This is a genomic window from Bradyrhizobium sp. CCBAU 51627 (genome assembly GCF_028128765.1).
Lineage (GTDB): Bacteria > Pseudomonadota > Alphaproteobacteria > Rhizobiales > Xanthobacteraceae > Bradyrhizobium.
In genome coordinates, this window is record NZ_LBJG01000011.1 from 1 (window position 1) to 13,376 (window position 13,376).

The 13,376-nt window shown below is 60.8% G+C and carries 7 protein-coding genes and 4 pseudogenes; 6 read left to right on the forward strand and 5 right to left on the reverse strand.

Annotated elements, in window-relative coordinates:
* Both XH88_RS06260 and XH88_RS39170 read right to left on the reverse strand, forming a co-directional pair.
* Positions 1 to 2,016 (reverse strand): non-ribosomal peptide synthetase (locus tag XH88_RS06260; protein WP_271614550.1); only part of this gene is annotated, 2,016 nt, incomplete at its 3' end.
* Between the two features lie 1,188 nt (positions 2,017 to 3,204).
* A pseudogene (locus tag XH88_RS39170) lies at positions 3,205 to 3,630 on the reverse strand (formyltransferase family protein); the annotation flags it as partial.
* 804 nt (positions 3,631 to 4,434) lie between these two features.
* Between XH88_RS39170 and XH88_RS06270 the strand changes: the two are divergent.
* Complete coding sequence (locus tag XH88_RS06270; RefSeq protein ID WP_271614552.1) at positions 4,435 to 5,301, forward strand: hypothetical protein; 867 nt, start codon at positions 4,435 to 4,437, stop codon at positions 5,299 to 5,301.
* Between the two features lie 151 nt (positions 5,302 to 5,452).
* A pseudogene (locus tag XH88_RS06275) lies at positions 5,453 to 6,198 on the forward strand (IS3 family transposase); the annotation flags it as partial.
* 3 nt (positions 6,199 to 6,201) lie between these two features.
* Here XH88_RS06275 and XH88_RS06280 read toward each other — a convergent pair.
* Complete coding sequence (locus tag XH88_RS06280) at positions 6,202 to 7,284, reverse strand: ISAs1 family transposase (RefSeq protein WP_271614629.1); 1,083 nt, start codon at positions 7,282 to 7,284, stop codon at positions 6,202 to 6,204.
* A 90-nt stretch (positions 7,285 to 7,374) separates the two neighbouring features.
* On the opposite strand from XH88_RS06280, the pseudogene XH88_RS06285 reads away from it, so the two are divergent.
* The 4 genes and pseudogenes from XH88_RS06285 to XH88_RS06300 all read left to right on the forward strand — a co-directional run.
* A pseudogene (locus tag XH88_RS06285) lies at positions 7,375 to 7,827 on the forward strand (integrase core domain-containing protein); the annotation flags it as partial.
* A gap of 317 nt (positions 7,828 to 8,144) precedes the next feature.
* On the forward strand, positions 8,145 to 8,315 hold the full coding sequence (locus XH88_RS06290) for a hypothetical protein (protein WP_018273965.1): 171 nt from the start codon (positions 8,145 to 8,147) through the stop codon (positions 8,313 to 8,315).
* A complete protein-coding gene (locus XH88_RS06295; protein ID WP_271614553.1) occupies positions 8,305 to 9,009 on the forward strand; it encodes a recombinase family protein in 705 nt (234 codons plus the stop codon). The genes XH88_RS06290 and XH88_RS06295 overlap by 11 nt, the downstream gene beginning before the upstream one ends.
* A gap of 18 nt (positions 9,010 to 9,027) precedes the next feature.
* Positions 9,028 to 10,374, forward strand: coding sequence for a recombinase family protein (locus XH88_RS06300; RefSeq protein ID WP_271614630.1), 1,347 nt, complete (start codon positions 9,028 to 9,030; stop codon positions 10,372 to 10,374).
* Here the strand turns inward: XH88_RS06300 and XH88_RS06305 are convergent.
* Positions 10,344 to 11,346, reverse strand: a pseudogene (locus tag XH88_RS06305) (IS3 family transposase); the annotation flags it as partial. The gene XH88_RS06300 and the pseudogene XH88_RS06305 overlap by 31 nt on opposite strands.
* A gap of 860 nt (positions 11,347 to 12,206) precedes the next feature.
* Entirely contained in the window at positions 12,207 to 13,376 is a 1,170-nt protein-coding gene (locus XH88_RS06310) for a Wadjet anti-phage system protein JetD domain-containing protein (RefSeq protein WP_271614554.1), read from the reverse strand.

Below are 13,376 nucleotides of genomic sequence, written 5' to 3' on the forward strand. Positions count from 1 at the left end.
GATCTCGTCCTGCGTCAGCTCAATGAGCGGCAGCATCTCTGGCGTGATCGCCGTACTCTGTTCGGTGATCCGATTGGCCGGGACCGCCATCTCGTGATGGCTACTGAGGCTTGCGGCCAGATCGGCCAGCACCGGCCTGGCGAACAGCGTCTGCACCTCAACCCCCAGCGACCGCCGCCGCAGCCGCTCGATCAGCTGCACCGCCACCAGCGAGTGCCCGCCGAGCGCAAAGAAGTGGTCGTGGCGTCCGACCCGCTCAACACCCAGAAGCTCGGCCCAGATCTGTGCCAGCGTGGTCTCGATCTCGCCTTGCGGCGCCTCATAGGCGCGATGCGCATACGCCTCGTCGTCCGGCGCAGCCAGCGCCTTGCGGTCGAGCTTGCCGTTCGCCGTCAGCGGCAGCGCCGCCAGCCGGACGAACGCCGATGGCACCATGTAGTCCGGCAGGTGCGCACTTATGTGCGCGCGCAAGGCGCCGGCAAGCTCGCTTCCCTCCAGGCCGTTCGAAGCTGCTTCCGGCGCACACACCACATAGGCGACAAGACGCTGCTCGCCGCCGGGGCCCTCGTGCGCCACCACCACCGCCTCGCGCACGAACGGATGCTCGCAAAGCCGCGCCGCGATCTCGCCGGGCTCGATCCGGAAGCCGCGGATCTTCACCTGGTCGTCGTTGCGGCCCAAAAACTCAAGATTGCCGTCCGGCAGATAGCGCGCCAGATCGCCGGTGCGGTACAGCCGGTCGCCGTCCACAAAGGGACTGGCGATGAACCGCTCCGCGGTCAGCTCGGGCCGGTTCAGGTAGCCCCGCGCCACCCCCGCCCCGCCGACGTAGAGCTCCCCCACCGCGCCAAACGGAACCGGCGCACCATGACCGTCCAGCAGATAGACCACCGAATTCCGGATTGGTCGTCCCAGTGGTACCCGTTGCTGGCCATCGAAGCCAGCAGGCACCGGGTAGCAGAGACTGAAGGTGGTGTTCTCGGTCGGGCCGTAGCCATTTGAGATTCGCAGCGTCGGATGTCGCTTCTGACATGCTCTGATGGAACTGGCTGCGACCTCTTCGCCCCCGACCAGCAGTTGCTGCAGCCCACTCGTGCTCCGCCCCTCCCCGACATAGACGTCGAACAACCGCGCAGTCATCCAAGCGATAGTGATGCCTTGGTCTTGGATGATCCGGGCCAGCGTTGCCGTCGAGAGATAGCGTTCAGGATAGAGCACAATACTGGCGCCGTTCGCCAAGGCTCCCCAGACTTCGAACGTGGTCGCATCGAATGTCGGCGAGGAAGCGTTGAGAAAAACGTCCTGCGGCGAGATCTCGACGAAATCGTTCTCCGCCACCAGACGCACCACTCCGCGATGCTCGACCATGACCCCCTTGGGGGTGCCTGTTGAGCCGGAGGTGTAGATCACATAGGCGAGATGGCGTGAGGTGAGGCCAAGCGCACGCGGGTCCGGATCCGACGCCGGCAGGTTTGCCCACGCCGGCATGGCCGTCTCCAGATCGACCACGCTCACATCGGCCAGCGCATCGGCGCCCAGCGCGGATCGGCCGGCCGCATCGGCCAGCAGGAGCCGCGGCGCCGCATCGTCGAGCACCTGCCGCAGCCGCGCCGGCGGATAGGCCGGGTCCAGCGGCAGGTACGCCGCGCCCGCCTTGAGGATCCCTAAAAGCCCGACCACCATCGCCACGTTGCGCGCAACGCAGATCGCCACCGGCTGGTCCGGCCTGACCCCGAGCCCGATCAGATGATGCGCCAGGCGGTTGGCCCGCGCATTCAGCTCGCCATAGCTTAGCCGCTCCTCCTCATGGACCACCGCCACCGCGTCCGGCGCGCGGCGAACCTGTGCCTCGAACAGCCCGTGGATGCACACGTCCGACGGATAGGCCGATGCCGTCCGGTTCAGTTCCTCCAGCAGATAGGCGCGCTCGGCGGATGACAAGAGTTCAATCTGGCCCACCGGCCGCCGCGGATCTGCCTTCACAGCACATAGCAAATTCTGCAAATGCTGGGTCATAAGGTCGATATGCTTGGGCTCCAAGCGACTTGCATCAAAGTGCCATCGAAAGCTCCCATCTAGAGCGCAAACCTCAAATGTTAACGCCTCACCGGGCAGGGCTGGCTCAGAAGTCGGGCTCGAAGCCAGGTCACCAGTGGCAGACTCGCCACTTACAGTAAGCATAACGCCAACCGGCCAGGGGCGGCGCAATCGTAACCCCTCCATACCGAGCAACGTTGGGCAGCGCGCGATAAGATCTCGCGCGAAGCTATCCTGCTCCTTCAGCTGAGCGAATTCGGCCGCCACTACCGTGCGCGCCTCTGCAAAATCATTGTCGAGATCGATGGTAATTGCCATCGGCACAACAGAAGCGACAAGCACCTCGAGCGCTTTCAACCCCGCTCGCGATCCACTCGGCGCGGGAGTCCATCCCAATTGAAGCTCTAATTCTCCCGTGATGCGGGCTAGGTAGATCAGCCAAGCCGTTAGCAAGAATTCCGTGCGATTACTGGGAGACAGCTCAGCCAAAGCACCTGGAATTCGCCATGAACTCAACTGCCATTGAGGTGCAGCCAAAGCTACTGAAGACGACAAAAAGGAAAGCCGGGATGTTTTGAACTGTTCAAGGCGCCGTCGCCAAAAACTCTCACGAGGCGCCAACATTTCATGCGCAACCGTTATGCTCCGCGCCTCGTCATCGCTCAGAATCGGGAGGCGGTCGCCTACATGGGAATCAGAACGCCTCGCGAGTGCCCGCGCATCCAGAGCCTTACCATCCAAGCTGCTAAGCCAAACATCAACATCCTCTGTCCCTGTCGCCACACGCCAGTGGCTGGGGTGGATCTCAACTAAAGACCCCGCAGCAAAGCCCGAGCGCCGAGCCGTCACCTCCAAGCGCCTGACGACGACAACGTCATCGCCTACGAGAGCCTTGGACAACCCCAATGGATTGGTATGATACGGGCCAAAGTCTAAGGCGCGCGTCATCGCTTCCAGATCTTGTGCGGATCGATCCCATCGCAGACAGCCCGCAGCATCTGGGCGTCGACCTTTCGGGAAAAAGCTTCGGTCCGCTAGCGCTTGCGGACGAGCACTAAGCTCTCCATTTGTTAAGCCAGTTAGAAGATCGCGGAAGCCATCGATAGCAGCCTCATAACATTTGAGATTCAGCGTCAGCGCAGTATCGCTCGTCGCAATCAACACTCGGCGTTGGACGACCAGCTCACCCGTATCAACACCGTGATCGATACGATGCCACGTGATGCCATGTTCGGGCTCTCGGGCAAGAAGCGCCCAAGACGTCGCATGAGTTCCGGCATATCGCGGCAACGGACCGTCGTGGTAATTGAAAGCACCTTTACGCGCTTTCCCAAACACATCTGCTGGCAATATGAACGGATTGGCAACCGAAAATATCCACTCGACTGGCTCGGCGTTGAGCAGCGCAGATAGCTCTTCAAGGCTCGTCACACACAAGATATCGGCGAGAGCGGCCCAATCGCGGAATATGGCGTCGGCACACAGCGCCGCCCGGATCACGTGGCCCATCTCCATCACTAGCTGAGCACATCTAATAGCTAGCGTACCACCACCAACAAAGATGCAAGAGCCAACCGGCGTAGCAAGTTTCATCTGAACTCCGGCTACGATGAAGGCCGTAACGGATCACCCCGCATTTCAAGCAATCGACATACCAATGACGTACTGCGAGCGTTTCCTGAAGAAACAACGCGCCTCGCTCGGAATGCCGCCGTCGGACTTGAAACATCGACGTCCTGAACCAGACACAGCTCAGCACAACAATACGGACGTCATTGGCGACGATCACCGCATGGGCGTCCGCAAAGTCGTCGGAAGCTCTGCAACAGCCGCAGTCATCACCGCGCGTACAGCAGAATCTCCTTGGCGCTCACGTTAAGTAACGGACGCGCCAATGACCTTCTGCGAGCTCATTCTGAAGAAAACAATTCGCTTCTCGCCGGGCTGCCAGAATTTTGCCGTCATGCCGTCGAGCTTGGAACATTAACGCCTTGAACCGAACAGAGCTCAACACAACAGCACGCGCCGTCAACAGCGACGACCACTCAAGATGGTGCGTCCGCACCTTGCCCGAATTGCCTTTGCGAGCCAAAATGCTCGCCGCTGCTTTCTCTAGGGGGTCTGCTCGTCGAGTGAGAGAGGGTCCTGCGACAGGGATTCCGCTCGATGTTGCAAAGTTCGCCACGCATCGCGTTTTCGCAGACTGGCCGGGGCTCGGCACTAAGTAGCGTTTTCGCTTAATGCCCGCTGACGTCTGTGGCACGGCCCTTGCTCGTGACGCGACGAAAGCGACGAAGAACGGGTCCACGGCGAATGTCGCAACCACAACTGACTCCTGATCTCTCACATCGGCGCATGCTGTTGACCCTTGGGTGCAGCGGCTTGGATGTGTCTTGCGTGATCGAGGCACTCAGTCGAGACTGTGTCATTTTGATTCGTAATGTCTCACCGAGCGAGGCGGACGGCCTCGTACATCAAATTGCCGGTGAACTGGGATTGCAAAAAAAGCTAGAGCTGGAGGCCGGCTTTTCCGATTTTCTTGGTCACCGACGGCGGATCAGCAAATACTTCATGAGCGTTAATTCTCGGGATGATTATCAGTTTGTCACCCCGCATTCCGAAGGAGATAGAATATGTAATATGCAGTTGTCGTGCTTTTATTGTTTCGAGAATAGTAAAGACGGAGGAGAAACAATCCTATTGAACATCGACGACACAAGTGAGGCATGGGGACTTTTACGAGAAAAAACGACAAAAATATTACCTGGATCAAAACCATTGTCTCGGGGCATGATCACTCGTGCAAAAGCACTTTATCGTCTGAGCTCGTCGGATGACTATTTGGTACCAGATGACCAAATAGTAGCCGAGGTGAAATCCGAGATCCCGGGCCTTTTGCTGGCGATTGTTATGGCAAGGCCGAAAAGAAGCTTTTCCCGTCTCCTAGGGCGCGATGTGAATGTCCTTTGGGATAACATTGGTAGTGTTGACCAAAGCTGTCTTCACTTTTTCGTTCGGATGTTGCAGGAGCGCGAACTTCTCAAGTGCCCACCGGACGGTTTTGAGTTGCACCAACTGGACCCCCTTAATGCAGGACGGAGCTGGTGTTCAGGCGCCGATTACGAGAAACTTTTTTGTGACGAGATTATTCTCAAGCTAAAACCAGGGGACCTTGTTATTCTGAACAACCTAACTTGGGCGCATGCGGTGAACAATTGGACATCGGCACCGGGCACTCGAAGGATAGCCGTGGCATTGGCCTAACGTAGTCCCCACTTCCTGAAAGTTGAGTTGTGCTTCAAGGGTGCATGAGCAGCATCCCTGAGCGACAGCGATTAGTCTGACGAAGGAGTGACCTGCCACTGCGTATTTCCTCCAGAAGGAGTTAGAGTCCGGCCCGAAGAAGGACGGACAGATGAAGCGAGCAAGGTTCACGGAAGAGCAGATTATCGCGGTATTGAAGGAGCATGAGGCTGGGGCGAAGACAGCCGACCTGGCTCGCAAGCACGGTGTTTCCGAGGCGACGATCTACAATTGGAAGGCCAAATTCGGCGGCATGGACGTTTCCGAAGCGAAGCGGCTGAGGGCCTTGGAAGAGGAGAACGGGAAGCTGAAGAAGCTTCTGGCCGAGCAGATGCTCGATGCGGCCGCACTTCGCGAGCTCCTTTCAAAAAAATGGTAGGGCCCGCCGCCAAGCGCGCTGCGATCGCGCATCTGCAGGCCGTCATGAGCCTGTCGGAACGGCGGGCCTGCTCGATTGTGGGGGCGGATCGGAAGATGATCCGCTATCGCTCCAGCCGCCCGCCGGACGCAGTTCTGCGTGGCCGATTGCGCGACCTCGCCAACGAGCGGCGGCGTTTCGGCTATCGCCGGTTGTTCGTCTTGCTGCGGCGGGAGGGCGAGCCATCGGGGATCAACCGGATCTACCGGCTTTACCGCGAGGAAGGGCTCACCGTCCGCAAACGGCGGGCTCGCCGCAAGGCCGTGGGGACCCGTGCCCCGATCCTGGTCGAGGCGAGGCCGAACGCGCGCTGGTCGCTGGACTTCGTCCACGACCAGTTCGCCAATGGCCGACGCTTCCGCATCCTCAACATCGTCGACGACGTCACCAAGGAATGCCTGGGCGCCATTCCGGAGACGTCGATCTCGGGGCGGCGCGTAGGGCTATCGCATATGGGCGAGGGCGGAGAGAAGGAAGTCATTATTCCATCTGGCTTGGAGCATTTTATGGCTGATGCGCGCAGGACCGGGCGTTGCCTGCAGGGTATTGATGGCCAGCTTGCGAATGAGGGCGAGGTTTTCCGCGGCGTGATCCTTGCGGCTGCGGCAGGCATCTTCGTCGAACAGAACGTCGAGAACCCAGTGCAGGTTGTTCTCGATGCTCCAATGGGCTCGCGCGACCTCGAGCAGCTTTTTGGCCGACAGCAGGCGCGAGGCGAGGAAATATCGGACCGTATGCTTGGCGGTCTTGCCAGAGTTTGCGCGCCAACTGTCGATGCGACCAACGGCAGCGATAGCGGGGAAGTCGTGTTGCTGCGCCAACAGTGGCGCCGGCGCGACGATGGCCTGCCGGCGCTCGGCGCGACCGTGGGCAGTGGTCCTTCGTTGACTGGCTCGCGCGGGCTTTCGGGCTGTATCGACCAACGTCTTGGCGGCCTTGAAGAGCCGGCCACGGTTACTCTTGATGGCCAATACGTAGTGCCCCTTCCGATCACGGATGGCCTGCGCGGTGTCGGGCCGGCAATGCAAGGCGTCGGCGGTGACAAGAGCACCGTCCAGATCGAGCAGCGCGAGAACTTCGAGAGCCCCGGCAACCTCGTTGCGGTTGGGGGCCTTCCGCTGAGCCAGCGCCATGCGAGTGCCGGCCGCCCAGACATTGACCATATGCAGCGGCGTGGCCCGCCGGCCACGCGTGAAGGCTCCGCGCAGGGCCTTGCCGTCGATGCTGACCACGCCCTTGATGCCGAAGCTCTTGCTGAACTTGCGCAAAACCGCTTCCAGACCCTTCGGGTCCAGCGCACGCAAGACGTTGCTGAACGTATCGTGGCTCGGGATGCCGTGCCTGAGCTCCAGGAACCGTCGCAACAGCTCCTCGCGGCCTTGCCCAAAGAACTCGAACTCGGTGCAGGTCTTGGCGCCAGCCAGCGTGGCCGCCAATGCAATGACGAGGATCTCCACCAGATCGTGTCGAGTGTTGCTGGCGCGCGGATCCTTGAGCGGTCGAAACAGGCGCTTGAGCTTGCGCATTCAGGTCTCCCTCGGGAATCGAGAGACACCCAAAGAATCCAGTTCCAATCCCTTTGCAACACCCCTCCAGCACCATATGCGATTCCCCTAGGGCGGCGCGTGGCCCGCGAACTGACGGCAATCGTCCAGCGACGCGGCAAGCCAGGAATGATCGTGTCCGACCATGGCACCGAATTCACCTGCAACGCCATGCTCGCTTGGTGCAAGGACGCAGCCATCGATTGGCACTTCATTGCGCCGGGAAAGCCGATGCAGAACGGCTTCGTCGAGAGTTTCAATGGCCGGATGCGCGATGAGCTACTCAATGAGACCCTGTTCTTCGATCTCGATGACGCCCGCGCCAAGATCGCCAACTGGGTCGCCGACTACAATCTCCAGCGTCCCCACTCGTCGCTGAAATACCTGACCCCCGCGGCCTACGCCGCCCACCTCACCGCAACGGACGATCGGCTGCGCAACCCCGACCAGCTCCGCCGATCGTCCGTTGCTCCATCCGCGCCGCTTGGCGTACAAAACCCCGAGACTCTAACTGCCGCTGGATGAAAATGCAGGGGCAGGTCACTCTCTTGATGGATCGCAAATAGATCGTTGCTTGGAAGTTCCAGCGTGGATGTTCGACCGGACGGCATGCCTTGACGCTGAGCCTTTGACAGCTCAGCCGTTTGTCAGCATTGACGCACTTGCGGCGCTCTCTACGCTTCTCGATCTGGCGTTGAAGGATCGAACGCCATCAGCTGCCCTGCTTTCTGGCGCATCCAGAGCCTCTCACGACCAGAATCGGGGAGAGACTCATGTCACGGCAGACGGCAGTGCCAGCGAGCGGATACCGACACAATCGACAACCGCGGCCGCAGCAGCAGATGGATCTGTTCGGGAGTGGCCTGTCGAACGGCGCCATCGGCGCGCCCACATGGCTGGATCTGCCCGCAGAAGCGCGGGCAGCGCTCACGAGCCTGATGACGCAGTTGATCCTCGATCATGCAGCGATGACAGCGACGCCGCCCGCGAAGGAGGTCGATCATGATCTCTGACAAGGTCAGGCCTCATCATCTGGAGCGCAAGGCGATTCTTTACGTGCGTCAGTCTTCGGCCCATCAGGTGTTGCACAATCGCGAGAGCAGCGCGCTCCAATACGCCATGCGAGACCGGCTGACGGCACTCGGGTGGTCAGAGATTGAAGTGATCGATGATGATCTCGGTCGTTCAGCCGCCGGCGGCATACAACGCGCCGGATTCGAGCGAATGGTGGCGGAGGTCTGCCTCGGCAAGGTTGGTGCGGTTTGCGCCCGCGAGGTCTCGCGCTTCGCCCGCAACAGCCGGGATTGGCAGCAACTCATCGAGATGTGCCGCGTGGTCGATACCGTTCTGGTCGATCAAGAGACCATCTATGCGCCAAGGCACGGCAACGACCGCCTGCTGCTCGGGCTCAAGGGCAGCCTCAACGAGTACGAGCTGGATCTGTTGCGCCAGCGCTCGCTCTCGGCCCGCTACGAGAAGGCGCGCCGGGGCGAGTTGGTTGTGACAGCGCCGGTCGGCTTCGTGAAGGCCGGCGACCGTTATGAGAAGGACCCGGATCGGCGCGTCCAGGAAGCGATCAAGCTGGTGTTCGACAAGGTCGAGGAACTGGGCAGCGCGCGACAGGCGCTCTGCTGGCTCCACGAGTACAACCTCGATCTGCCGGTGAAGCAGACCAACGGCGACACGGCCTGGCGGCGACCAAACTAGTCTGCCATCCACCGGATCATTGAGAACCCGGTCTACGGCGGCGCCTATGCCTATGGTAAGACAGCTGTGGCGGCGGGATACAGCACCGCGGGCGTGAGCGTGAAGATCCGCCGCAAGGCGCGGAACGAATGGCTGACGCTGAAGCCCAACACTCACGAAGGGTATGTGAGCTGGGAGAAGTTCGAGGCGATTCGCACCATGATCAGCAGCAATGTTCCCACCAGTCGGCATCACGGCGCGCCCAAGCATGGTGACGCACTGCTGGCCGGTCTGATCCGCTGCAAGCGCTGCGGTCGCAAGCTCACACTCCGGTACTCCGGCATGGAAAACCATATCCCGCGCTACAGCTGCAGCCGCGCCTGGATGGACAATGGCGGGGCCCACTGCATCGCCTTCGGCGGACTGCGCGTCGATGACGCCATCGAGGAAGCACTGCTTGGAGTCGTCGGTCCGGGCGCTGTCGCTGCCGCAACCGCTGCCGCCAAGGGAGCCAGGGAACGGCGCGATCAGGTACGCGATGCCCTCAGTCGCGACCTCGAAGCGGCGCGCTATGCCGCCGACAGGGCTTTCCGGCAATACGATGCCGCTGATCCCGCGAACCGGCTGGTGGCCAGTGAGCTGGAAGCCCGCTGGAACAGAGCGCTCGCTCACGCGGCGGAGGTTGAGGCCAAGATCGCCATGCATGATGCGGCGATGCCCGCACCCCTTGCTGATCCAGCCTCGCTCGGCGTTCTGGCCTCGAACCTCAAAACGGTCTGGGATGCGCCGACGACGGATGCTCGCCTCAAGAAGCGCATTGTGCGCACCCTCATCCATGAGGTCGTGGCCGATATCGACGACCCGGCCTCGGAGATCGTTCTCGTGGTCCATTGGGTGGGGGGCGCCCACAGCGAGTTGCGCTTGCCGAAGCGCCGGCGCGGACAGCGCAACAGCACCTCTGCCGATATCGTCCAGGCCGTGCGTCAACTGGTGCTGATCGCCAGCGACGATCTGATTGCCGGCCTCCTCAATCGCAACGGCCTCAAGACCGGTAACGGCAATCGCTGGACCCGCGAGCGCGTCACATCAATGCGCTCGAACTACCACATCCCGGTGTTCAAGCCCGCCGAGGACGGGATCGAGCCATGGCTCAACCTTGGCAACGCCGCAAAGCTCCTGAAGATCGCGCCCAAGACGCTCCGACTGGCCGCTGAAGCCGGCGAGATCGAATCCATCCATCCTCTGCCGGATGGTCCTTGGATCCTCGCCCGCACCTGGCTGATAACAACTGCTGCTCAATCTATCGCCGAACGAGCGCGACAGAACCCAAAATACCCCGCGGGATCGCATCCCGCTCAACAAAATCTCTTCTCTTCAATCACATAGCCAGATGGGTGTTCTGATGCGCAGTTGTAGTATCTGCGCCAAGTCTCCACTTTTTGCTGGGCGTCCGCAAGAGACAGGAACCAGTGGGCGTTGAGGCATTCGGCCCTGAAGCGGCCGTTGAAGGCCTCAATGAACGCGTTGTCGGTTGGCTTACCGGGCCGCGAGAAGTCCAGGGTGACACCGCGCTGGTAGGCCCAGAGGTCAAGATCGCGGGACACGAACTCGCTGCCTTGATCGACGCGGATCGTTGCCGGGAATCCCACTTCCTTGCAAGCCCTTTCCAACACCTCCACGACATCGGTGCCGCGGAAGGTGAACCGTGGCGCCAGCGCCGGCGAGAAGCGGGAGAAGGTATCGATGATCGTAAGGACGCGCAGCTTGTGTCCGCTCGCCAACTGGTCATGGACGAAGTCCATCGCCCAGGTCTCGTTCGATCGCGTCGCCGGCCTGCGATCATCGCGCAGCTTGGCCTTGACCCGGCGCTTCGGCGTTTTGTTGCGTAATTGCAGGCCCAATTCGCGATAGATCCGCCGCGTCTTGTTCTGGCCATGGCGCCACCTTCACGACGCAGCAGCACGTGAACACGACGATAACCGTAGCGGATACGAACATGGCAGATCTCCTTGATCTTCTGTTCGAGGGCAGCCTGGCCGGAGCGACGGGACTTGTAGTGGTAGGTCGAGCGGTCAAATTCGAGAGCGTCACAGGCCTTGCGGATCGAGACCTGCCACTCGCTGCGAACCGCGTCGACCAGCTTGCGCTTCCAGCCAGGCTTGATAGCTTTCGGCGGATCACGTCCTGCAGCATCTCCATGTCGAGGCTGAGATCGGCGACCAGCTTCTTCAGCTTGCCGTTCTCCTCCTCGAGCTGCTTCAGCCGGCGGATCTCGGTCGGCAGCAGACCGTCATACTTCTTCTTCCAGTTGAAATAGGTCGCCTGGCTGATCCCGGCCTTGCCGCAGATCTTCGCCAGGTCCGTGACCAAACCTTGTCGCCGTCAACCTGCGCGGCGGCAGCTTTCAACGGTCCCATGATCGAGGCGGAAACGCCACGGCTGCATCCGGGTTAACAGGATTATCGACGGTTCGGGATTTGGGCGGTCGTGCGTTGCGTATTGAATTGTTTGGCGCAGAGCTGCGCTGGCGTTCATCGATCGACGATGAGACCGCTCGACACTCAAGCCTCCGCTCCAGATCCGCCAATCCTGCCTTACATTCGGCGACAACCGATTGGGCGCGAAGCAGCTTGACCTTGAGCTCGTCCTGTTGCCTGAGTATTTTCTCAAGATCATCGTTCTGCATTGACGCATTGACCATCTACAGGCACCGATGCATGCGGCTCTCAAGCTTCAAGCACGCAGGCTTCGCATGTCGCAGATGCCCACCCTGAGTCATGGGCCTAAGCGATGCCAGCGATCGTCCTGAGGACGCCTTTACGCTGGCGTTCTTTTTGAGAACCACCATTCGTTGCAAGCCCCCTTAAAAAACAATCGGCTTCTGCCCGGCAAGCCGGAGCGCGATCCGAAGATGGCAGAGTTCGCGAGGCAGGAGCACGTTGGGAAAGCGCATCGGGAGACCTCTGCCATCGCTCAAGCGGACAACTTTCATCTGAGTACTTCAACCGGATGCTGAACGAGCATCATAGTCACAGCTGGTTTCGTCACATCTTCAAGCAACCAGCATGCCAATGCCGGTTGAGCGTTTTTATGAAGAAACGATGTCGGCTTTCCCGCAGCACGCAGTTGCACGCGGTGCTGTTGTCGCGCTCGAAACAAACGACGTCTTGAGCGAGACAGCCAACCCCGCAACCACGAGCGTCCGCGCGCATTTTAGCCTAATGAAACTCTGGCAGGACTGGATCGAGTTCTTCCTGCTCGAGCGTCTTGGCTCCATCTTTCGCCAGGTAGGCTGCCAGAGCTGCGATACCGGAGTGCGGTGGACATCGAGCGGGCGCCGATTTTTTGAACGGCACTTGTCCCAAACGCTCGGCAACTTCGACGCTCATGAGGTGGGGACGGATTGGTCGATCGACGGCGCGCTCGATGGTGTGGAAGATCCAGGTGCCGTCCGGATCGATGTCCGACCAATGAAAGATCGGCGTCTGTTCGGATACCAATCCTGCGATTGTCCGCAGCGCCTGCTGGGTGGCAAGCGAGGGGTACCCGCCGACATACATGGTCGTTCCTAATCGGCCGGGGTCCGCCTCGGCAATGTGCCGGTTGAAGCTTGCGAAGTTTTCGATCGTTAGAACGTAGGCCGGCGGCTCCCGGAACCGGACGCGATCTGCTTCCTTGGGAGTGATTCCGAGATAATGCGGAGATATCCTGGAAAGATCGGCTCCGCCGAGGTCGATCTTGCCCGCGATCAGCAGGGGCGGCGCGAAGCGCTCCAGCCCGATCGCTCGCAGTGCCTCGCGGGGGCGGGCGCCAGGCGGAAAGTCCATCATGCCGCTCAAAAGTCGGACCACGGCACCCTCGATGCGCTCCAGTATCTTGCTGTGCCCCACCGTACGTCGCGAGAAAGTTTTGTAGTCGACGTCCAGATGCTTGTTATCGAGGATCGCCTGGGCGAGAACGAATGCGTGGCGCAGCGTGTCGACGTCGGACGAACCGAATCCATGCCACGTCTTACCCCGCGCCCACACCTCTGCGATTTGAGAGCCGCTGTTCTTCAGGGACTCGTGCAGCGCCACCCCGGCTACAAGCCGCACGGCGGCATGCTCCGCGATGCGTGAGGCCGGGGTGCGGCCGAGATATCGGTATAAGATCTCCGCCGAGACCAACCGCACGTGCGCCACTTGGTCTCGGTTGGCGCCGCGCCCCCAGCGAATGGAGACCGCGCCGGCACTTTCGGCTTCCCTGATCTGTTTCAGGAAGGCGTCCGCCGCGACTACTGATGGGAAGGCGGGGTAGTCCGGGTGGGCGATCGGGCTTGCGGCCCCGGCCTCGAAGCGGTTGAGCAGGTCGTTCAGCAGGCCGATCGCATCCGTGAAACGCCGAGCCAT

Bases quoted from the DNA above. Each gene is read 5' to 3' on its own strand.
- XH88_RS06310 (WP_271614554.1), bottom strand. From the start codon at position 13,376: ATGGCTCGGCGTTTCACGGATGCGATCGGCCTGCTGAACGACCTGCTC.
- XH88_RS06295 (WP_271614553.1), top strand. From the start codon at position 8,305: ATGATCTCTGACAAGGTCAGGCCTCATCATCTGGAGCGCAAGGCGATT.
- XH88_RS06280 (WP_271614629.1), bottom strand. From the start codon at position 7,284: ATGCGCAAGCTCAAGCGCCTGTTTCGACCGCTCAAGGATCCGCGCGCC.
- XH88_RS06290 (WP_018273965.1), top strand. From the start codon at position 8,145: ATGGATCTGTTCGGGAGTGGCCTGTCGAACGGCGCCATCGGCGCGCCC.